Source organism: Flavobacterium sp. ZE23DGlu08 (assembly GCF_030505335.1).
In the GTDB taxonomy this organism is placed as follows: Bacteria; Bacteroidota; Bacteroidia; order Flavobacteriales; family Flavobacteriaceae; genus Flavobacterium; species Flavobacterium algoritolerans.
Genome location: NZ_CP130045.1, coordinates 2,477,308 through 2,497,732 on the forward strand (window position 1 = coordinate 2,477,308; position 20,425 = coordinate 2,497,732).

Sequence of the window (20,425 nt, forward strand, 5' to 3'; positions counted from 1 at the left end):
CGTTTGTGTATTTGGCGTACAAATAAAAAAGGAAGACTTGATGTTTTTTGGTTCCAGCCAGTACCATCCAGTTTGAAAATACAAATGAATATCTGATGCTAGAAAGTATTGCAACAAATAACTGTAATAACCGCTAAAAATAAAAAAAGCGTTCGCCACGGCGAACGCTTAAATGAATCGGTCAAATTAATCTATTCGAGTTCGAAAGTTAATTTTAGGTTTACTCTATATTCTGTGATTTCACCTCCACTTACGGCTGCACTGTGGTCTTTAATGTACACAGAACGTATGTGGTTTATGGTTTTAGCTGCCTTTGCAACTCCTTTTCGAGCTGCATCTTCCCAACTTATATCTGAACTGGAAAGCACTTCAATTACTTTTAATACTGACATAATTTCTATTTGTTAAGTTAAAGATTAAATGTACCTATTTTATTTAAAATTTCAATTTAAAAAGGCAATTATTTTAATGTAACTATAACATTGTCAATTAAATATGTATTTTTTTGTTTTATTTATGCGTTTACAGCTTCCACTTTAATTCCCTCGTCGTTCAGCATACTTTTCAGCATGTTTTCGATACCGCTTTTTAGAGTAAATGTTGATGACGGGCAACCGCTGCAAGCTCCTTGAAGGATTACTTTTACGGTCTTATCAGTTTCATTATACGAATCGAATGCAATATTTCCACCGTCAGCTTGTACGGCCGGTTTTACATATTCCTCTAATATGTTGATGATTTGTTGTGAAGTCACATCCAGATTATCAAACTCTTTAGCTTTAGTATCTTCTTCAGCTGTTACTGCTTGAATGAAATTTTCATCTAGGACTGTTCCGCCATTTTCAATATATTGCTTGATGAAGCTTCTTAATTCCAATGTTATTTCCTGCCATTCATTGATTTCATATTTAGTTACCGAGATGTAGTTTTCATCAATGAAAATCTCTTTTACATAAGGAAATTTAAAAAGCTCTTTTGCTAATGGTGATGCACCTGTTTGATCGATGTTTTTGAATTCAATAGCATTCTTAGTCAACATTTTGCTCACTACAAACTTCAATGCTGCTGGATTTGGAGTGGTTTCTCCATAAACGGTCACAGGCTGTTTTTTGGTTTTGTTTTCGTCAATAGTAATGATTGTTCCGCCATTGTTTACAAATGTCTCCATTTGTTCCGCTACGGCATCCTTAACATCGTCCCATTCAACAATACTATATTTTTCGATTGCTATAAAATTTCCTGAGATGTAAATTGTTTTTACAAACGGAAGATAAAATAATTGTTGCGCTAGTGGAGACGTTTTAGCTTCATCAATGTTTTTGAATTCAAAACTTTCATTTTGAGTTATAAAATCTTGAAATTCAAACTTTAATATAGTTGGGTTTTGTGTTTCTTTTATGCTAACTTTGTTCATGACTTTTAAATTTTTACAAATTTAGTAAAGTTATTTTCTACGAATAACTATATTTGAGTTTTTAATGAATAAATTAACTTTAGTTTAATTTTTAGATAAGCTGTTTGTCCTTGTTTCCATAAAACTTTTATTGATTTAGAATTATTCATTCTTATTAAAAAGTAATTAAATGTATAATAAAATTAAATTTTTATCTGCTCTTTTTTTTATATCCTTTTATTCCTTTTCGCAGGAAGGAATCCCTGTTTATTCAGATTATCTTTCAGACAATTATTACTTAATTCATCCTTCAATGGCCGGTGCGTCAAATTGTGCCAAAATTAGGTTAACAGGACGTAAGCAATGGTTTGATCAGCAAGACGCTCCAGAGCTTCAAACATTAAGTTTTAATGGAAGAGTAGGGGAAAAAGCAGGTGCCGGAATTATACTTTTTAATGATAAAAACGGATATCATTCTCAAAAAGGAGTCAAATTTACCTATGCCTATCACTTGATGTTTTCAAGAAATGAAATTGATTTGAACCAATTGTCTTTTGGAATCAGTGCAGGATTAATTCAAAGTCAATTAGACGAAACGGAGTTCATGCAATCTGGTGATTTTGATCCAATTATTGATGGAACTGTCGTGCAAAAAGATTCTTATTTTAATGTAGATATCGGAGCATCATACAACTACTTGGATTTTTACGCTCATGCTACGGTAAAAAATGCTATAGAAACCAGAAGAGATATTTACACTGAATATGAAAGTGATAATTTAAGAAAGTACTTGTTGAGTGCCGGTTATATATTTGGTGACAGAGATAAAATATTATGGGAACCTTCTATTTTATTCCAAATGGTAGACCAAACGAAAGAAAAATCCATTGATATTAACTTTAAAGCCTATAAGACGTTAGATTTTGGAAAGCTTTGGGGTGGATTATCCTATAGAAGAAGTTTTGATGGTGCAGAATATATGAATGGAAATTCTATTTCGAAACAAAAGCTCCAATATATTACTCCAATAGTTGGTGTTAACTTTGATAAATTTATGTTTGCCTACACGTATTCTCAATTAACGGGTGCGGTTAAATTCGATAATGGTGGTTATCACCAAATTACTTTAGGAATCGATTTGTTCTGCAAACCTGTGAAATACGATTGCAACTGCCCAGCAATAAATTAATATTTATCCTTTTTTCATGCTAATTAAATCTGTTAACGGTAAGTCACCTTCAATTCCTGAGGATTGTTATGTTGCCGAAAATGCCACCATTGTAGGCGATGTTTCTTTTGGAGAAAATTGTAGTGTTTGGTTTAACGCCGTAATTAGAGGAGATGTAAATTTCATCAAAATTGGCAATAAAGTAAACATACAAGATGGTGCAGTTATTCATTGTACCTATAAAAAACATCCAACAATTATAGGAAATAACGTTTCCATTGGTCATAATGCCATTGTGCACGGTTGTACAGTTCACGATAATGTGCTTATAGGAATGGGAGCAATTGTTATGGATAATTGTGTAATCGAAAGTAATTCTATTGTGGCTGCCGGTGCGGTTATTACCCAAAATACAGTTGTAGCATCTGGTACAATTTGGGCAGGAGTTCCTGCTAAAAAAGTGAAAGATATTGACCAATCTGATTTTGCTGGCGAAATCGAACGTATTTCGAATAATTATGTGATGTATTCGAGTTGGTTTAAAGACGAAGAGTAATCTATTTCACTTTTCAATAATTAAAAGAATGGGCAAGAAAAAAGACAAAGCTTCACACATATTAAATACTTCGGCAACGCTACTTGGAATTTGTTTTATAGTTCTTACCTCAATCCATTTAAATGATATTAAAGAAACTACTATAGTTGATCAACTCATTGCAGTATCAATTGTTATGTTTATGATCAGTAGTATTCTTTCTTTTTTATCGATGCGAAATACTAAAAAGCCTAGTGAGAAAATGGAAAATACTGCAGATATAATTTTTCTGACTGGACTTTTCTCTTTGCTTATTATCACAATGTTGATTACCCTGAATATTATTAAATAATGGTTTCTAATGAATTCAAGAAACTATAAATTAATTTTCTCAAAGAAAGAATTCTTGTAGCTTTCACTAATCGGGATTCTTTTTTCGGCAATGAGTACTTTGTTTTTCTGGATTGATTTCACGTGTTTTATATTGATGATATACGATCTGTGAATCCTCGCAAATCCTTTGGATGAAAGCAAATTCTCCAGTTTTATAAGGCTGATTAATGTTAATGTAAACTTATTATCAGTGGTGTATATTTTGACATAATCTTTCAATCCTTCGATAAATAAAATATCCGAAAAATTCAATTTTACATTTTCATATTCAGCTCTTACAAACATAAAATCCTGTTCGATTTCTGGGGTAGAAATGGGATTGTTATTTGCAGGTAAAATTTGTGGATTGAAAATTTGTTGTGCCCGTAAAACGGATTTTAAAAACCGATGAAACGGAATGGGTTTCACTAAATAATCGACTGCGCCAAGATTAAATCCTTCAACAGCATAATTAGAATACGCTGTCGTAAATATGATTAACGGCTTTTTTTCTATGGCATTAATAAAATCAATTCCTGAAAAATGAGGCATTTCTATATCTAAAAAAATCAAATCAACATTAGACTGATTGATTATCGAAATGGCATCAATGGCGTTTGTAAATGTGTTTACCAGTTCAAGAGAATCTACTTTGCTCACAAATTCTTTAAGCAAATCAACCGCTAATGGTTCGTCATCTATAATTACACATTTCATCTTTTCTGTTTTTTATTTAAAATTTGGAACAACTAAAATTAATATCAAGATTCCTAATTAAAAAGAAGTTTGAATCTGGTCTAGTTTTAAATTTAAATGAACACTGTAATTACTGTCGGTTTCAATGATAGTGAGCTGGTGTGCATTAGGATAAAGGAGATTCAGACGACTTTCAATATTGGTCATTCCTATTCCTGAATTTTCCGGATCTTTTCGGTGATTTTCGATTTTGTTTTCTACCCAAAAATCTAAAATATTTTCTTCAATTGTTATTTTAATTTTTACAAAAGCTGCTCCTTTATAATCAGTACCATATTTGAAAGCATTTTCAATAAATGAAATTAAAAGCAACGGCTCAATGTATTTGTTTTTTGTCTCGCCATGAATGTTAATGGTGATGTTTTCAATATTATTCAAGCGTAGTTTTTGCAGCTCAAGATAGTTTTTAATGTAATTGATTTCTTTTTCTAAAAACACCGATTTATTATCGGTTTCATACAACATATACCGCATCATTTCTGATAAAGTTACAATTGCATCCGGAACTAAATCAGATTTTTTATAGGCTAATGAATAAATGCTATTCAAGGAATTAAATAAAAAATGGGGATTGGTCTGTTTTCTTAGATAATTTAATTCTGTTGAAGTTCTGTGCGTTTCGGCAATTAACTTGTTTTGCTGATTGTTGTATAACTCAGACAAAGTTTTAATAATGGTACTAATTGTAATGATTAATATATAGAAAAAAGAAGGCACAATTTTAAAAAAAAACGGTTGTTTCCTTTTGAAATTCGGGTTTAATAAAATCTCTTTCCCGGATGAATTAATCATTCTGAAAGGCCTCATGTTTTGGAATTCGGGCATAAAGAAATTAAACCGAACAATCATAAAAAGGGTTATTAATGCAATTACAATCGTGAAATATTGCCAGTATTTCTTTTGCAATAGCAATAAAGGGACTAAGTATAAATAATTCAGATAAAATAGTAGGATTCCCGTAATCCATTGGACATAGAAATCAATACCAATACTAAAAGGACTTTCGTAAAACTGAATTAGTGAGGCAACAATGAAGAAACACCAAATCATACTATGAAAAAGTATTTGGTTTAAATTGTTATTTTTAATTCCTTCTATGTTCATCTAGATTTTTACAGCTAATAAAAATAAATCTTTTTTTGTTACCGTAGGCGATAAATCGTCTTTCAATTTTTGTAATACTAAGTTTCCAACTTTCAGCGCTTCTTCTTCCGTTCTGAAGCTTTTGTTTTCGCTGATAACAGGAATTATTGTTTGTTTTATTATAATTTTCTCATTGTTAGTTATGCAATAACCCCAGCCTGTAGTCGTTTTTAAAGATTGTACGTTTAAGTTTTCACTTTTGTTACAAGAAATAAATAGGAACAAACCCAATAGAAAAAGTACTTTGTTTTTTGTGTTTACTAAAGAAAAATTCTTCTGGATTGTAGCCCAGAAGAATGTATTGGTTGTATTAATTGTCATCATCGTTTTGTTCTTCTAAAGGTTTAAATTCCCATGAATCATCAAAATAAGAGGTTCCGGTTCTTCCCAGCATCACAAATCCTCGTTGGTTAATAGAGAAACCTATTGCATCTGTTCTGGCTGATCCTTCAAGCGGAGTTCTTTCTAACCAAACATCAGTTGTTGGATTGTATTCCCAAATCGATTTTGAGCTTTCTCCACAGGCAACATATCCTAATCCATTCATAGAAAAACTGGTCGCATTAGAACGCAAAATTACATAGTCATCATTGTAATCATAATCGTCATCAGTGTCTTGGTCAATATCTCGTTTTCTTGTCCATACATCAGTTGCCGGATCAAACATCCAAAAATCGACTTGGTAAGCTCCGTTATTTATTCCTGTTCCAAAATAAGCTTTATCGTCAATTACAAAAACAGTTGCATTTCGTCTTTTATTTCCGCTAAAACCATTTGCCAATGACCAAGAATCTGTAGTTGGGTCGTATTGATAAAAGTCTTTCAGATAATTCCCATCATAACCGGTTCCAAAATACGCTTTACCACCCACTTGAAATCCTACAGCCGAATAGCGCGCTGTTCCTGCAAAATCAGATTTTTGCATCCAAGTATTGCTACTGGGGTCATATTCATAAAAATCCTTTAATTTATTAGTACCATCATAACCAAGACCTATGTAGCCTTTTTCGTTTAACTCAAATCCCGAAGCTGAACTTCTGGCAACTCCAATAAAATCAGCTTTTTGCTCCCAATAATCGCCTGTCGAATTGTAAGCCCAAAGATCTTTTAAATATTCATCTCCGGTATATCCGGTAGTCACAAAGGCGTAAGTGCCAATTACAAAACTCGTGGCGCTTGATCTGGCAGGTCCGTCAAAGGAGGATTTTTTAATCCAGTTTCCAATCAAATCGTCGGAGTCATCATCATTACTGCAGCCCGTAAATACCAAACTTGCAAAAAGTGTAGTGAACAATATTCCTTTTTTAAAACTATTCATAATTTAGTGTATTTATTAATGTTTGTATTTTATTCCAATGTTAAAAATGTAACCGTTAGTGCTGTTAAAATCAAGTTTTGAGTCGCCAGTGTTATTGGTTAGATTGTATTTTTTGTTAAATTCATAGCCTCCTTTTAAACTTACAAACCAGTTTGAATCCATATTTCTTTCATATTCCAATGCCGAAGTCATTTGTGAAAAACTCACTTTTGAAGCTGCATTCAAATGGTCAAGAACTTCAGGTTTGTCTAGGTTATAAAAATTCCCATTGAAACTATTTGTCAAACTGAAACTATTTCGTGTGTTATTTGAATACGAGAAAGTGGAGTTTGGAAAGCCAACTTCAACAAATGCATTAGGGCTGATTTGATGATAAAAAGAAAAAGTAGGCAGTATTTCCGGTTTGCCAAAAAGCGTCATCCTTTTTACTCCAATGCTGATTGCATTTGAACGATTGAAAGAATGAGTCATTTCTATACCACCTAAAAGTGATACATCAGAAAGTCCAATATTACTCTCGAAATTAACTGTTGGATTGATTTCTAAATTCAGTTTTGTAGCACCGTTTAGTTGATGAGATAGTTTAAAATCATTTTCGAAACCGTTAAACTGATTCAGACTATTTTGTAAATCATAATTTTCTAATGAATAATCGACTCCAATATTTTTGTACTTGAAGGTGTTGGTTATTTTATTTTTCGAATCAATATTTTTAAAAAAAGTTACTCCAATTCCAGTTTCATGTATTGTAATTTTCTCAGTTGGTTGTGTTTTTATATTTAACTCTAAGGAATATCCGCTTTGGGCCGATGCATTAAGAATTGGAATCATAAACAACAGATTTGCTAAAGTCTTTATTCTCATAATTTTTTTATTGATTCAAAAGTAGATACGTTATCCAATTAAAAAAAAGAAGATATATGTACCGCCCAAATTCATAGACTAACTGGGCATTTGTAAGGTCGAATGAATTATTACCTACAGTATCTTAATTGTAGACTAGAATCGCCATTTTATAGACACAAAACTTCTGGTGGTATATGTTATTATGCGGTATAAAGTGGTCTCCTATATATTTGTTCAAAAAACATTTATGTATAAGGTATTGTTGTTGCTGGTTTTTGGACTTATAATAACTTCGTGTAATTCTGATGTTGATGCTGGAGAATTTGTTGTTGGTTCTGATTATTTATCGGTTAGTAATAAAGTGATATTGATTGATACTGTAACTGTTGATGTTGCTACCATTAATTTTGATTCATTAGTGACCTCCAGTCAGAGCAGGATTTTGGTAGGGAATTATGACGATCCTGTTTTTGGAAAAGTAAAATCAGACAGTTATTTTCAACTTTCGGCGTCTGATTACGCGCTGTATAATGAAAGTTCTGATACTGATGCTCCAAATTATGTTTTCGACTCTATTAAAATGGTTTTAAAAGAAGATAAGTATTTCTACGGAGACACAACAAAAGTGCAATCTCTTAGCATTCACAGATTGACACAAAAGGTTAAACCAAACTCAGAAGATGATAGTTTTTACAATAATTCCAGCTTAAGTTATGATGCTCAAAGTCTCGGTAGCATTTCATTTAAACCAAAACCCAATAGTAAGGACTCCGTGGTTGTGAAACTGAATAATGAATTTGGGAATGCTCTTTTTCTAAAATTAAAAAAACTTGAAATATCAAATTTTGATGAGTTTACAGAATATCTCAAAGGATTTGTCATTAAGTCAACATCGGGAACTTCTTCTAGCATTGTCGGTTTCAATATGTCTAGCGTACTACGGTTGTATTATTCAAAATACCAGGGCGATTCAGAAACTTCATTGATTAAAAACTTCTCTATTTTGGATGTCTCCAAGCAATTTAATAATATCACTTTGGATAGAACTGGAACACAAATTCAGGATTTACCTGTTTCATCCAGTAAGCTGTCCAGTTTACTAACGGGGAATAAAGCTTTCATTCAATCAGGGACAGGACTTGCTTGCCGAGTAGATTTTCCTAACATAAAGCAATTGAAATACCTCTCTGAAAAAGGGGCAATTGTAGATGCTGAATTAATCATAAAACCAGTAAATAATACTTATTCAGTTGCTTATCCTTTAATGGATTCTTTGCGTGTTTTTGTAGGGGATAAATTAAATAGAATCAAAGGAACGCTAAATGCCGTAGATGGATCGGCTGTTTATGGACTCTTGAATGCTACAAGTGATGAATTCAATGAGAATATTGGGTATAAAATTTCGATTGGTGCTTTTTTACAAGCTGAAATGCTAAAGGAATCAGACGCTAGATCTTCCTTAATTCTCACATTACCCAGTATTTCAAAAGCAGTTAACAGACTGGTTTTAGGTGATCAGAAAAATGCCAATAACAAAATTCAATTGAAAATTTATTATATTTCTTATTAGATGAAAAATAAAATAGCATTCTTAGGTTTGTTTCTTTTTATAACAACAGTTTCGTTTTCACAAAGTATTTCCAGTTCCCCATATTCTTTGTATGGTTTAGGAAGTTTATATGATTCAGATTTTGGTTCGATTCCTGGAATAGGTTCTTCGGGTATTGCTCTGCCTTCAAATCGATTTATCAACAATTTAAATCCAGCTTCTTTAGGATTCATGTATCAAAACCACTTTTTGTTTGACATAGGAGGGAAAGCTATCTTGTCGAGTTACGAAAACAATTCAAAAAAAGAAAGTCGGAATAACCTTCAATTTTCACATATTGCATTTGCTTTTCCAGTATCGCCAAAATCAGCTTTTAGTTTGGCGCTGAAGCCTTATTCGAGCTCTACATTTAAAATATCTAATTTATCATTGCCAATTCAGGACAGCCAGGAAAACTATACTTTGAATGCTACCGGAACAGGTGGATTGAATGATTTTGATGTTTCCTATGGCTATAGAATTGGTAAAAAAATAGCATTAGGGCTTTCTACTTCTGTTCTTTTTGGAAATACCACAGATGATAGAGATTATAGTATTGCTAATTCGGTAACAAATATTTATAAAAAGACAAATTATAATGGCGTCAGGGCATCTCTGGGAGGTCAGTTCAAAGTTGATTCTACATTTACTTTGGGAATGAATTTGAAATCACCCACAAAAATAAATGCAACTAAAGTACAATCTGTAACTTCAGTTTTTAATTCAGGATCTTTGGCTATTGAGTCAGAGGTTGCATCGGATACGGATGATTACTATATGCCATTAGAGATGGGAGTGGGTTTAAGCAAGGTTTTTAAGAATAACTTAAATCTGACACTTGATTACGGAAAAGGGTTGTGGAATAGCACCAATCAATCTGATTTGTACGGAAATTTTGTAAACCAAGATAAGTTCGCATTGGGGTTTTCTTACAGTAAGCCAAAGAATATAAGAAGCTATTCTGATAGGATTCAATATTCAACGGGATTCAATTATGATACGGGTTACCTCGAAGTTGATAATAAGAGAATTAATGCTATGTCATTTTCGGTTGGAGTTTCACTTCCCATTGAAAATACGTTTTCAGCACTGAATATCAGCTATTCCTTCGGGCAAAAGGGTAGAATCAGTGATGGACTAATCAAAGAAAATTATCATAAATTGTCTCTTAATTTAAGTTTAGACGGTATTTGGTTTGTCAAAAGAAAATTTGAGTAGCTTAAAACGCTATTTCTTCAACAAGATATTTATTTTCCAAAATTTCAGTCAAAACTTTGGGATTTGTATTCGTGTAAAAAACCGGTTCACTGTTTTCTGCGGATGAAAAACCTACTTTGTCACGTAATATATTTCGTGTTTGTTTTGCTACAGCTTCGCCAGAATCTATAATTTGAATGTGTTCCGGAAGAATTTTTTTGATTTGAGGAATCAGATAAGGATAATGACTGCAACCTAATACTAAATAATCAATATTGGCTTCAATCATTGGAGTCAGGTAAGAGTGAAGCAGTTCAGTCATCTCTGGTGAATCGATATCTCCGTTTTCTATTAGCTGCACTAATCCGTGACCTACTTGCTCAATTATTTTTGTGTCTTGGTATTTCTCTGTAGTTTTGTTGAACAGTTCACTGTTCAAGGTTCCTTGAGTAGCAAGGATTCCTATTATTTGTGTTTTAGAATGCGTAACCGCGGGTTTTATAGCAGGTTCAATACCTATAATAGGAACGTCATATTTTGCTCTTAATTCTTGAATGGCATTAGTGGTTGCGGTATTACAAGCTACAACAATTAATTTGCAGTTCATCTCCAGTAGGAAATCAGTATTTTTCATACTCAATGCAATAATCTCTTGTTTAGATTTTTGTCCATAAGGGGCATTTTTACTGTCTGCCAGATATATAGTTTTTTCATTGGGCAGTAATTGATGGATTGCTTTCCAAATGGAAGTTCCGCCAATCCCTGAGTCAAAAATTCCTATTGGTTGATTATTGCTGTTCATAAAAACAAAGTTACATGCTGGAATTTGAATTTCCTAAAATTTATTTTAAACAAAAAAACTGCTCAAGCCTATGATAAGGTGAGCAGTTTTATGCGAGTATCTATTTTTTTTAGAAACCTAAATCTTTTTTTACATCAATAGTCAAGTTTGGACCATCAGCAAGCAAAAGACTAGAACCATCAAGAACATATTGGAATCCTTTAGCTTTTCCTACTTTTTGAATAGAAGCTCTTACTTTTTCCATTAATGGTTTTACGATATCAGATTCTTTTTGTTGCAATTCTTTTTGAGCATTGTCTCTAAAGTCAACAATTCTTTTTTGCATATCTTGAACTTCTTTAGAACGCTCAGTATTTACAGCTTCAGTAACTGTAGCAGCTTCAGCTTCGTATTTTTTCAATTTTGCTTGGTATTCTTCAACCATTTTTTTGTAGTCAGCATCATACGTAGTACTCAATTTATCCAATTGTTTTTGAGCATCTAGCATTGCTGGCATTTTTGTCATAATCTCACTTACATCAACATGAGCAGTTTTTGCTTGTGCATTAATTGTTTGGCTTGCTCCTAAAATAAAAATTGCAGCAATAAATAGAGTTTTAATTTGTTTCATCGTTTTTAAAATATTTAATAATTAATTTTTGTTTGTATTTTCTTTTAATTTTTCTTCTTTAGCTTTTCTAATTGCCTCTCTGTCTTCCAGTATTTTTTTTCTTTTCTCGTCTAATGCTTTCTTGCGATCCTCTAAAACTTTCTTACGATCTTCTAATGTTTTCGCTTTTGCGGCCGCTTGTTTTACTTTGGCATCTTCAACTGCTAGCTTCGTACTGTCTTTAGCAGCATCATTACTTGAGGCTGTTGCTGTGCCATCTATTTTAACATTTGCAGAAACCGTGCCATTTTTTTTAGCCTCTCTGTCAGCAGCAATTTGTTTTCTTTTATCGTCAAATTCTTTTTTCTTTTGCTCCTGAAGCAATTTTCTATCAGCGATTACTTTATCTCTTATTGCTTTTTTATCATCCAAGAGTTTTTGTCTATCTGCCAACGCTGGATTTTCATCCAATGCATCTTCTTTATTTTCTTTAGCCTCTTCTTCTTTCTGTTGTTTTTTAGTCAACTCTTCTCTTTTTTCTGTCCTGTTCAATGTGCGTAAAATTTGATCGCTGATATCAAATCTTTTCGCTGCAAATAACATGGTCAAGTCAGAAGTTTTGTCAAAGATAAAATCATATTTTAATCTTTCTGCAATATCTTGAACAGCAGTAAAAACTTGATCTTGTATTGGTTTTACCAAAACAGATTTTTGTATCATCAAATCTCCGTTGGCACCAAATCTTTTTTGTTGGTAATCCAGATTTTCATTTTCAAGAAAATTAATTTCTGTTTCTCTTTCATCAATTAACTCTTTCGTCAATAAAGCTCTTTCTGCTTTTAAGGCATCCTTCAATTTATTGATTTCAATTTTCTTAGTATCAATCTCCAGTTTCCATTTTTCAGCCTTTTGCTCTAATTGAGCTTTTGCTTCAGTGTAATCGGGTACATTTTGTAAAATGTATTCCATATCAATGTAGCCTAGCTTAGTCCCTCTGGTTTGCGCATCAGCTGTTTGTACAACAACTAGCACTAAAAATAGATATAAAAATTGTTTTCTCATAACGTTACTGTATTAGAAAATTTAAAACCAATTTTTTTTAGAATTGTTGCCCAATGATAAAATGGGTTTCCCATCCATTAGCTTTTGCTTGTCCTGGTAATGTATCAAAACCGTGACCAAAATCAATTCCCAATAAACCAAATGCTGGCATAAATACACGCAATCCAAGTCCTGCAGAACGATTTAAGGCAAAAGGATTATAGCTTTTGAAATCCCTAAACGATGATCCTGCTTCCATAAATGCCAATGCATAAATTGAAGCCGATGATTTTAATGTTATCGGATAACGTAATTCCATTGAGAATTTATTAAAAACAGTAGCTCCAATTTGATCTCCTGCCTCATTTACTGGTGTTAATGAGTTATTAGGATATCCTCTCAACTGTACTGTTTCTCTTCCATCCATGGAGTAATTTGCCAGTCCGTCACCACCAAGATAGAATCGTTCAAAAGGAACAACTCCTCTTTCTTGATTGTATGCTCCAAGAAACCCAAACTCTGCTAAGGTTCTTAGTACTAATTTACCATAAATTTTTGTATACCAGTCTGCTTTAAACTTTATTTTGTAATATTCCAACCATTTAAAACGCTCTTGATCTACTTTACTTACGTCTGTAGCTGCTAGATTGAAGTCGGTTACTTTGTTTCCAGCGGTATCAATATAATCTCCTATTTGAACAATGTTACCATTTGCATCTGGAACATTTAAGCGGTCAACAGTATTTTTTAATTTGTATTCTTCTTTATCTCCTAATGTCGAATAATTAATTCCGTTTAACAATGAATAAGGAGGGGTTAATTTAGCTGAAATACTAAACTCCGATCCGTATGTTGGGAAGATTGGATTCACACCTTTATTGCTTCTTGTTAATCCAACAGTGTAGGCAAAGTTTCTAGATGTACCATCTCCAAAAGTAAATAATCCGGTATTGTAATTATTCAAATCATAATGTTGGTAACTTAAAGATTGTGACAACACAAAGAAATCATCTGGAACAGTCAGTCTTTTTGCTAAACCAACAGACAATGTCATGATGTTAAAACTTTTGGTTTTATCAGCTCTTTGTGTAACAAAATTATTTAAAAATTGTTTACTGTACGATATAGAGCTACTAAATTGTACTGGTTTTTTTCCTCCAAACCAAGGTTCTGAAAATGAAACACTATAAGTCTGAAAGAAAGTACTTGCTTGCAAACGTAAAGAAACTTTTTGACCATCTCCCATAGGTAATGGTTTGTAAGCATCTTTGTTGAACATATTTCGTGCAGAAAAGTTGTTGAAAGATAGTCCAAGGGTACCAATGAAACCACCTCCACCATAACCACCTTGAAGTTCAATTTGACTCGAACCTTTTTCTACAAGATTGTATTCAATATCAACAGTTCCTGCTCCTGAATCTACATTTTTGAACTTTGGATCAATAGCTTCCGGATCAAAAAATCCTAGTTGCCCAATTTCACGAATGGTTCTTACTAATTCTTCTTTGCTGTATTTTTCTCCTGGTTTTGTTCTTAATTCACGATAAATTACACGGTCATTTGTTTTGTCATTTCCTACAACAGTAATTTTGTTAAAATAAGCAATTGGCCCTTCAGTGATTCGTATTTCAAAATCAATAGTGTCATTTGCTGTTCTTACCTCAACCGCATTTATATTAGAAAATAAATACCCATTGTTTTTGTATAAGTTGTCAATGTCTTCCCCGTCAGGTTTTGAGGCATCAGCAATTCTTTTTTGTAGCAAAACACCGTTATAAGTTTCTCCTTTTTTAACACCTAATACTCGGCTTAATCCTTGATCTGTGTATACTGTATTTCCTAAAAATTTAATGTCTCCAAAGTAATATTTGTTCCCTTCTTCTACATTTATTTTAATGGATAATGCGTTCTTTTCTTTGTCAAAAGTAACCGAATCCGAAAGTATTCGGGCATCTCTATATCCTTTTTCTTTATAAGCCGAAATTACTTTTTCTAAATCGGTTTTGTATTTGTCTTTTATGAATTTAGACGCTTTTAGAATTCGAATAGGATTTTTTTGTTTCGTATCCTTCATCGCTTTTCGCAAAGCTTTGTCTGACATTTTTGTATTTCCTACAAAATCAATTTTTTGAATTTTTACCTTTTCACCCTTGTCAATAGTGACAAGCATATTTACAGAGTTTACGGTTGACGTATCTTTAACAGTGTTTATGTTTACCTTAGTATTGTAAAAACCGTCTTTTTTATATTTATTTTCGATGTAGTTTTTTGTGGTGGTAATCAAGTTTTCATTGACTACTTTACCTTTGTTTAAGCTGTTGTCTTTAATTAAACCTTCTGTCTTCGTTTTCTTAACGCCTACAAATTTTACTTGGTTTAATTTAGGTAACTCTACAATGTTTAAATCAAGATAAATACTGTCATTCTGCACTTTATTTACATAAAATGAAATTTCATCAAAGAGACCCAGTTTTCCAAGTTTTTTTATAGCAGCACTAATTTCTTCGCCAGGTATTGTTATTTCTTGTCCTTTTTGTAAACCTGAAAAAGTAACTACGGTTTGAGAGTTGAAACTTATATCTCCAACCACCGCTACATCGGCTAAGATGTATTTTTTTCCTTGATCAAAAGGAACTCTTTCTTGAGCTTTAACTTGTGAAAAACTTCCAAAAATCAAAACGGTAAGGACTATTTTTATGCTTTTATTTAACACTAAAAAATTATTTAATTTGTTCACTTGTTTTTCCAAATCTACGCTCTCTTTTTTGATAACTAATGATAGCCTCATATAAATCTTGTTCTTTAAAGTCTGGCCACAATATGTCAGTAAAATATAATTCTGCATAGGCAATCTGCCACAACAAAAAGTTACTTATCCTATGTTCTCCGCTTGTTCGTATTAATAAATCTACGTCAGGTAAATTTTGCGTGTAAAGATGCTCATTAATAATGGAATCGTCAATAGTGTCTATTGAAATTATATTATTTTTAACTTTATTACAGATGTTTCTGACTGCACTTACAAGTTCTTCTCTCGACCCGTAGCTTAACGCCAGAGTCAATGTCATTTGTGTGTTGTCTTTAGTTTTATCAATAACATCAAGTAGTTCTTTTTGCGCTGATTTTGGTAATTTTTCCAAATTACCGATAGCATTCAGTTTGATGTTGTTTTTTTGGAGTGTTACAAGTTCTTTTTTCAAGGAGTTGATGAGTACTTTCATTAAAGTTTCAACTTCTAGTTTTGGTCTGTTCCAGTTTTCAGTCGAAAATGCATATAAAGTAAGAAATTCGATGCCGAGTTTAGCACTGGCTTCGATTATCACTTTAACTGATTTTGTCCCGCTTTCATGGCCTAAGGCTCTTAAAAGACCTTGTTGTTTTGCCCAACGGCCATTGCCATCCATTATAATGGCTAAATGTTTCGGCAAGTTATTCTTGTTGATAGTCTCTAGTAAATTCATTTTTTTATTCTGCACAATAACAGGGTTTATTCCCAAAGGTATAAGTTAAAGTAACTCCTGAAAAAACATACCAATCATTATTATTTATATTTCCAAATCGGAGCGATTCCAAATTTTTATTTTCCGGATTATTTCCATCTATGTTATCCGTCAAAGTATATCTTGCACCAACTTCTGCAGCCAATATTATACTAGGACTAATGTTCGATTTTATTCCTATAGTCATTGGTATTGCAAATGAACCTGTGCTTTTATCTTTTTTAGTTTCTCCGTCCAATACATACAATTCATCGTGTCTAAAATAACTTACGCCGGAATGCACATAAGGACTTATTTTAGTACTGGATTCATGAAGATTAAAATCAAAAAAGTTGAATTCAAGGCCTAAAGATACTTCTTTTACGCCGTTTTCAAAGCGATAGCCTCTTTGGTTTCTGCCGGCTTCTTTTGAATCTAAATCATTTGAAACGATTTTTGATTGCGTGTAAGAAAATCGGTAAGCATGTCTGGCACTTTTATTCCACTTATATAGCAATCCAAATGCAGGTTCGTTTGGCGAAACATATGTAGTAGGGCCAACATCTCCTATAAAATTACTTCCGCCTATAAAAACACCGACCTCATGTATCTGAGCATTGGTAACCATTAAAGGGAAAAAGCAAAAAAATAAATAAAAAATTTTGTTCATTTAATCAAAAATTGCGTGCAAATATAATAATTATCAATTCGATTCAATACCCATTCAGTTAAATGTGTGTTTTTTTAATAATTAACTACTAAACCTACACTAATTAAGTATTAGTTTAACTAAAACGGGGAAAATTGATAAAATCGTATAGCGCTTGATTAAAATGATTTAATTCCTTTTGTCTTCTCCCCAAAGTAATTTCTTGCGAAGTGTTTTCAAAAAGGTCTCTTCGGTAATTTCTACCATATTAATTTGAAAAGGAGTTTTCTTTAAAGTCAGAATTGATTCGTTTTTTACCGAGGTAACTCTGGAATCTAAGGAAACTAAATAGTATTCTTCTCTTCCCGAAACTTTCAGTCGGATTTCAGTTTCATCGGGAACTACAAGAGGTCTTGCGGTAAGATTGTGAGGGGCAATAGGAGTAATAACAAGGCTTTTTACGTCAGGGGTCAAAATGGGACCGCCGCAGCTGAGTGAATATCCTGTGGATCCTGTTGGTGTTGAAATGATTAAACCGTCGGCCCAATAGGAATTCAAATATTCTTCGTTCAAGTATGTGTCAATCGTAATCATCGAAGTAGTGTCTTTTCGACTGACTGTAATTTCATTCATGGCAAAATTAATTGCGTCAATGGATTCATTTGGTGGAGTACACGTTAAACTCAGTAAAGTTCGTTTAGAAATCGTGTATTTTTTATCGAGAACAAATTGCATAAACGAGGCAATATTCTCTTTTTGTACAGAGGCTAAGAAACCTAATCTTCCAGCATTTATACCTAAAATGGGAATGCCGGAATCTCTTACCAATGTTGCGGCTCTTAGTATGGTTCCATCTCCGCCGATGCTTATCAGCATGTCAAAACTGGAGTCAAGTTCCGTATGGGATGTAAAAGTTTTGTATTTTTTTTCTACAATCTTCCGTTCATTAAGCATCAACAAAAAATGAGATTCAATAATCATCTCTACATTGTTTTTGTTAAAAAAAACAAAGATGTCATTTATGATGGGTTCTGTACTGTTTTGATAATATTGACCGTAGATAGCTACTTTCATCTTTTTGTTTAATCGTTTAATGTTGATATGTTTATTTTAGCATTTAATCGATTAAACAAATAATCGGTTAAACAAAAACTATATATTAAGGTATTTGTCTAAATAGTCAGAGCGCTCTTTTAAATTATTGATATAATTGTCTTCTTGATGTTCTGATATGATTTCATAATTGTATCTTCTAAAAGTTTGTATGATTTCATTCATGGCGCCCAAAGTTATTTTCAAAGTAACTTCAACACTCTCAACATCCGCTTCCGATATGAAAAGTCCTAAAAGTTTTCCGTTATTGCTTTCTATAATTTGAGTAATTTGACTCATAGAATAATCCAAAACTCCCTTTTTAACAACAATGATTCCTCCAGGTTCTTTTAAAAAAGGGGTTTCATGAAAAAATTTCATGATGTCCTCTATTTCATAATATCCTACATAGGTATTGTTTTCGTCCAAAACGGGAACTAAATTGGTGTGGTTTTTTGCAAAAACTTCTAAAACATCCAGCCACATCGTATTTGTTCTGGTAAAAAATCCTTCAAGAGTAAAACGATAATCCGCTACTTTTTTATCACTGTCAAAAGTCTCTATATCTTCGGATGCTATACTGCCAATATAAACGCCCTCTTCAACAATTGGAAAATGTGAAAAGTGTAACTCACTAAAAAAGTCTTGAATAGCCGCAATAGAATCGTGGCTGTCAATCGCTTTAAAGTCATTGGTAATATATTCTGTAATTTCTGTCATAAATCAATCGGCAATATTTCATGCAAAATAATCAAAAATAAGCAAAATCTCCTAAGTTTTACTTTGTATTTTTGCTCCAAGTAAATACTAGTATCTAAATCAAAAAGTGTTCTAATGACAAAGTTAAGTGTAAACATCAATAAAATAGCTACTTTGCGAAATGCTCGCGGAGGAAATGTTCCCGATTTATTAAAAGTAGCCACCGATATTCAAAAGTTTGGTGCCGAAGGAATCACCATTCATCCCCGTCCGGATGAGCGCCACATTCGCTATCAAGATGCCCGAGATTTAAAGGCTATCGTTTACACCGAATATAATATTGAAGGAAATCCAGAGCAAACATTTATCGATCTTGTTCTTGAAATAAAACCGACTCAAGTCACTTTGGTGCCGGATGCAATCGATGCCATAACGTCTAATGCGGGTTGGGATACCATAAAACACGCTTCTTATTTAACCGAAATCGTTCAGGAATTTCAACGTAACGGAATCAGAACTTCCATTTTTGTGGATCCTGTTCTCGAAATGATTGAAGGCGCGAAGAAAATTGGAACTGAAAGAATCGAGTTGTACACTGAAGCATTTGCACATCAATACAGTTTAGGAAATCAAAACGGAATTTTGCCGTACACACAATCAGCAGTTTTGGCAAACGAACTTGGATTAGGAATCAACGCAGGTCACGACTTGAGTTTGGACAACATTCAGTTTTTTAAACAAAATATTCCAGGATTATTGGAAGTTTCTATCGGTCACGCGTTAATTTCTGAAGCCATTTATCTAGGATTGGATAATGTGGTAAATATGTATTTGCAAAAATTAAAATAGTTTTTTAAACCATTAAGAAATTAAGATAGATGAAGTCAAAAGCTTCATGACCTTAATTTATTTAATGGTTTGTAATTTAAATTATAACGTTAAAATCTAAAACCATATGCTTTTTTCAAAAATAGAAGGCTTAGGGCAACCACTTTTAATCCTCCACGGATTCTTGGGAATGTCCGATAATTGGAAAACACTCGGAACGCAATTTGCGGCTGATTTTCAAGTTCATATTCTCGATTTACGCAACCACGGACGAAGCTTGCATTCAGAAGAGTTCAGTTATGAAATCATGGCGCAGGATGTTTACGAGTATTGCCAAGCTCATAATTTAGAAAACATCAACATCATTGGTCATTCGATGGGTGGAAAAGTAGCGATGCTTTTGGCAACTACACATCCGGAATTAGTAAGTAAATTAATTGTGGCTGATATTGGACCAAAATTTTATCCGCAACATCATCAGGATATTTTGGCGGGATTGAACGCCGTTGATTTTTCAAAAAAACCAAGCCGAAGTGATGTCGAAGAAATTATGGAAAAGTATATTCCTGATTTTGGAACCAGACAATTCTTAATGAAAAATTTATTTTGGCTAGAGCCGGGACAACTCGCTTTCCGATTTAATTTAGCAGTATTTAATCATAAAATGGATGAAATAGGAGTTCCGTTACCGGAGAATTCAATTTTTGAAAAGCCAACTCTTTTTATTCGCGGAGGAAAATCTAATTATATTCTGGACAGTGATTTCGAAAATATAAAACAACATTTTCCTGATTCAAGCATCGAAACGATTCCGAATGTAGGGCATTGGCTTCATGCCGAAAACCCAACTGAGTTTTACCAAAAAGTAAGTTCTTTTTTGAAATAAACGTGATAATTTTAAATTTTCACTACATTTATTAAAATTTTAAA

Annotated in this window: 22 protein-coding genes; 7 read left to right on the forward strand and 15 right to left on the reverse strand. The window is 32.8% G+C overall.

The genetic code is table 11. From position 1 onward, the window contains the following. Positions 1-191: 191 nt before the first annotated feature. Positions 192-392, reverse strand: a complete 201-nt coding sequence (locus Q1W72_RS10740) for a dodecin family protein (protein WP_282714950.1) — start codon at positions 390-392, stop codon at positions 192-194. Positions 393-514: 122 nt separating this feature from the next. Then, the gene (locus tag Q1W72_RS10745; protein ID WP_099714336.1) at positions 515-1,414 is read right to left on the reverse strand and encodes a NifU family protein; all 900 of its coding nucleotides are present in this window, start codon (positions 1,412-1,414) and stop codon (positions 515-517) included. Positions 1,415-1,583: 169 nt separating this feature from the next. On the opposite strand from Q1W72_RS10745, the gene Q1W72_RS10750 reads away from it, so the two are divergent. Genes Q1W72_RS10750 through Q1W72_RS10760 form a run of 3 tightly spaced genes read left to right on the forward strand, consistent with a single transcriptional unit; the run spans position 1,584 to position 3,448 of the window. After that, on the forward strand, positions 1,584-2,582 hold the full coding sequence (locus Q1W72_RS10750) for a type IX secretion system membrane protein PorP/SprF (RefSeq protein WP_099714337.1): 999 nt from the start codon (positions 1,584-1,586) through the stop codon (positions 2,580-2,582). A 16-nt stretch (positions 2,583-2,598) separates the two neighbouring features. Then, positions 2,599-3,117, forward strand: a complete 519-nt coding sequence (locus Q1W72_RS10755; RefSeq protein ID WP_099714338.1) for a gamma carbonic anhydrase family protein — start codon at positions 2,599-2,601, stop codon at positions 3,115-3,117. Between the two features lie 28 nt (positions 3,118-3,145). Continuing rightward, positions 3,146-3,448, forward strand: a complete 303-nt coding sequence (locus Q1W72_RS10760; protein ID WP_099714339.1) for a hypothetical protein — start codon at positions 3,146-3,148, stop codon at positions 3,446-3,448. A gap of 23 nt (positions 3,449-3,471) precedes the next feature. On the opposite strand, the gene Q1W72_RS10765 is transcribed toward Q1W72_RS10760, so the two are convergent. From Q1W72_RS10765 to Q1W72_RS10785, 5 genes are read right to left on the reverse strand one after another with little or no spacing between them, the layout of a single operon-like run. Beyond that, entirely contained in the window at positions 3,472-4,185 is a 714-nt protein-coding gene (locus tag Q1W72_RS10765; RefSeq protein WP_099714340.1) for a LytTR family DNA-binding domain-containing protein, read from the reverse strand. Positions 4,186-4,242: 57 nt separating this feature from the next. Beyond that, the gene (locus Q1W72_RS10770; protein WP_099714341.1) at positions 4,243-5,328 is read right to left on the reverse strand and encodes a sensor histidine kinase; all 1,086 of its coding nucleotides are present in this window, start codon (positions 5,326-5,328) and stop codon (positions 4,243-4,245) included. After that, on the reverse strand, positions 5,329-5,691 hold the full coding sequence (locus Q1W72_RS10775; RefSeq protein ID WP_233206863.1) for a DUF4907 domain-containing protein: 363 nt from the start codon (positions 5,689-5,691) through the stop codon (positions 5,329-5,331). It abuts the gene before it with no gap. Next, positions 5,678-6,685: a kelch repeat-containing protein gene (locus Q1W72_RS10780; protein ID WP_099714343.1), complete on the reverse strand. Its 1,008-nt coding sequence runs from the start codon at positions 6,683-6,685 to the stop codon at positions 5,678-5,680. The genes Q1W72_RS10775 and Q1W72_RS10780 overlap by 14 nt, the downstream gene beginning before the upstream one ends. 15 nt (positions 6,686-6,700) lie before the next feature. Next, complete coding sequence (locus tag Q1W72_RS10785; protein WP_099714344.1) at positions 6,701-7,549, reverse strand: DUF6268 family outer membrane beta-barrel protein; 849 nt, start codon at positions 7,547-7,549, stop codon at positions 6,701-6,703. A gap of 229 nt (positions 7,550-7,778) precedes the next feature. Here Q1W72_RS10785 and Q1W72_RS10790 point away from each other — a divergent pair, with 229 nt between their 5' ends. Together Q1W72_RS10790 and Q1W72_RS10795 are read left to right on the forward strand one after the other, a co-directional pair. Next, entirely contained in the window at positions 7,779-9,101 is a 1,323-nt protein-coding gene (locus tag Q1W72_RS10790) for a DUF4270 family protein (RefSeq protein ID WP_099714345.1), read from the forward strand. Further along, complete coding sequence (locus tag Q1W72_RS10795) at positions 9,102-10,337, forward strand: aromatic hydrocarbon degradation protein (RefSeq protein ID WP_302135191.1); 1,236 nt, start codon at positions 9,102-9,104, stop codon at positions 10,335-10,337. A 1-nt stretch (position 10,338) separates the two neighbouring features. On the opposite strand, the gene murI is transcribed toward Q1W72_RS10795, so the two are convergent. The 8 genes from murI to Q1W72_RS10835 form a co-directional block, all read right to left on the reverse strand. Beyond that, a complete protein-coding gene (gene murI, locus Q1W72_RS10800) occupies positions 10,339-11,118 on the reverse strand; it encodes a glutamate racemase (RefSeq protein ID WP_099714347.1) in 780 nt (259 codons plus the stop codon). 109 nt (positions 11,119-11,227) lie between these two features. Next, positions 11,228-11,728, reverse strand: a complete 501-nt coding sequence (locus tag Q1W72_RS10805; protein WP_099714348.1) for an OmpH family outer membrane protein — start codon at positions 11,726-11,728, stop codon at positions 11,228-11,230. Positions 11,729-11,749: 21 nt separating this feature from the next. Next, positions 11,750-12,769: an OmpH family outer membrane protein gene (locus Q1W72_RS10810; protein ID WP_099714349.1), complete on the reverse strand. Its 1,020-nt coding sequence runs from the start codon at positions 12,767-12,769 to the stop codon at positions 11,750-11,752. Between the two features lie 37 nt (positions 12,770-12,806). Next, positions 12,807-15,536, reverse strand: coding sequence for an outer membrane protein assembly factor (locus tag Q1W72_RS10815; protein ID WP_099714350.1), 2,730 nt, complete (start codon positions 15,534-15,536; stop codon positions 12,807-12,809). Further along, positions 15,469-16,209: an isoprenyl transferase gene (locus tag Q1W72_RS10820; protein WP_099716258.1), complete on the reverse strand. Its 741-nt coding sequence runs from the start codon at positions 16,207-16,209 to the stop codon at positions 15,469-15,471. Before Q1W72_RS10820 ends, Q1W72_RS10815 begins: the two co-directional genes overlap by 68 nt. Before the next feature lie 4 nt (positions 16,210-16,213). After that, complete coding sequence (locus tag Q1W72_RS10825; RefSeq protein WP_099714351.1) at positions 16,214-16,897, reverse strand: DUF6089 family protein; 684 nt, start codon at positions 16,895-16,897, stop codon at positions 16,214-16,216. Positions 16,898-17,065: 168 nt separating this feature from the next. Next, positions 17,066-17,950 carry an NAD kinase gene (locus tag Q1W72_RS10830; protein ID WP_099714352.1) on the reverse strand — a complete coding sequence of 295 codons (885 nt, stop codon included), beginning with the start codon at positions 17,948-17,950 and terminating at the stop codon, positions 17,066-17,068. 78 nt (positions 17,951-18,028) lie between these two features. Further along, entirely contained in the window at positions 18,029-18,688 is a 660-nt protein-coding gene (locus Q1W72_RS10835) for a CBS domain-containing protein (RefSeq protein WP_099714353.1), read from the reverse strand. A gap of 114 nt (positions 18,689-18,802) precedes the next feature. Here Q1W72_RS10835 and Q1W72_RS10840 point away from each other — a divergent pair, with 114 nt between their 5' ends. Both Q1W72_RS10840 and Q1W72_RS10845 read left to right on the forward strand, forming a co-directional pair. Continuing rightward, positions 18,803-19,516 carry a pyridoxine 5'-phosphate synthase gene (locus tag Q1W72_RS10840; RefSeq protein ID WP_099714354.1) on the forward strand — a complete coding sequence of 238 codons (714 nt, stop codon included), beginning with the start codon at positions 18,803-18,805 and terminating at the stop codon, positions 19,514-19,516. Positions 19,517-19,622: 106 nt separating this feature from the next. After that, a complete protein-coding gene (locus Q1W72_RS10845) occupies positions 19,623-20,381 on the forward strand; it encodes an alpha/beta fold hydrolase (protein WP_099714355.1) in 759 nt (252 codons plus the stop codon). Positions 20,382-20,425 lie beyond the last annotated feature (44 nt).

Excerpts from the sequence above, each read along its gene's own strand:
- Q1W72_RS10740 (WP_282714950.1), bottom strand. The coding sequence starts at position 392 with ATGTCAGTATTAAAAGTAATTGAAGTGCTTTCCAGTTCAGATATAAGT.
- Q1W72_RS10745 (WP_099714336.1), bottom strand. The coding sequence starts at position 1,414 with ATGAACAAAGTTAGCATAAAAGAAACACAAAACCCAACTATATTAAAG.
- Q1W72_RS10750 (WP_099714337.1), top strand. The coding sequence starts at position 1,584 with ATGTATAATAAAATTAAATTTTTATCTGCTCTTTTTTTTATATCCTTT.
- Q1W72_RS10755 (WP_099714338.1), top strand. The coding sequence starts at position 2,599 with ATGCTAATTAAATCTGTTAACGGTAAGTCACCTTCAATTCCTGAGGAT.
- Q1W72_RS10760 (WP_099714339.1), top strand. The coding sequence starts at position 3,146 with ATGGGCAAGAAAAAAGACAAAGCTTCACACATATTAAATACTTCGGCA.
- Q1W72_RS10765 (WP_099714340.1), bottom strand. The coding sequence starts at position 4,185 with ATGAAATGTGTAATTATAGATGACGAACCATTAGCGGTTGATTTGCTT.
- Q1W72_RS10770 (WP_099714341.1), bottom strand. The coding sequence starts at position 5,328 with ATGAACATAGAAGGAATTAAAAATAACAATTTAAACCAAATACTTTTT.
- Q1W72_RS10775 (WP_233206863.1), bottom strand. The coding sequence starts at position 5,691 with ATGATGACAATTAATACAACCAATACATTCTTCTGGGCTACAATCCAG.
- Q1W72_RS10780 (WP_099714343.1), bottom strand. The coding sequence starts at position 6,685 with ATGAATAGTTTTAAAAAAGGAATATTGTTCACTACACTTTTTGCAAGT.
- Q1W72_RS10785 (WP_099714344.1), bottom strand. The coding sequence starts at position 7,549 with ATGAGAATAAAGACTTTAGCAAATCTGTTGTTTATGATTCCAATTCTT.
- Q1W72_RS10790 (WP_099714345.1), top strand. The coding sequence starts at position 7,779 with ATGTATAAGGTATTGTTGTTGCTGGTTTTTGGACTTATAATAACTTCG.
- Q1W72_RS10795 (WP_302135191.1), top strand. The coding sequence starts at position 9,102 with ATGAAAAATAAAATAGCATTCTTAGGTTTGTTTCTTTTTATAACAACA.
- murI (WP_099714347.1), bottom strand. The coding sequence starts at position 11,118 with ATGAACAGCAATAATCAACCAATAGGAATTTTTGACTCAGGGATTGGC.
- Q1W72_RS10805 (WP_099714348.1), bottom strand. The coding sequence starts at position 11,728 with ATGAAACAAATTAAAACTCTATTTATTGCTGCAATTTTTATTTTAGGA.
- Q1W72_RS10810 (WP_099714349.1), bottom strand. The coding sequence starts at position 12,769 with ATGAGAAAACAATTTTTATATCTATTTTTAGTGCTAGTTGTTGTACAA.
- Q1W72_RS10815 (WP_099714350.1), bottom strand. The coding sequence starts at position 15,536 with ATGAGGCTATCATTAGTTATCAAAAAAGAGAGCGTAGATTTGGAAAAA.
- Q1W72_RS10820 (WP_099716258.1), bottom strand. The coding sequence starts at position 16,209 with ATGAATTTACTAGAGACTATCAACAAGAATAACTTGCCGAAACATTTA.
- Q1W72_RS10825 (WP_099714351.1), bottom strand. The coding sequence starts at position 16,897 with ATGAACAAAATTTTTTATTTATTTTTTTGCTTTTTCCCTTTAATGGTT.
- Q1W72_RS10830 (WP_099714352.1), bottom strand. The coding sequence starts at position 17,950 with ATGAAAGTAGCTATCTACGGTCAATATTATCAAAACAGTACAGAACCC.
- Q1W72_RS10835 (WP_099714353.1), bottom strand. The coding sequence starts at position 18,688 with ATGACAGAAATTACAGAATATATTACCAATGACTTTAAAGCGATTGAC.
- Q1W72_RS10840 (WP_099714354.1), top strand. The coding sequence starts at position 18,803 with ATGACAAAGTTAAGTGTAAACATCAATAAAATAGCTACTTTGCGAAAT.
- Q1W72_RS10845 (WP_099714355.1), top strand. The coding sequence starts at position 19,623 with ATGCTTTTTTCAAAAATAGAAGGCTTAGGGCAACCACTTTTAATCCTC.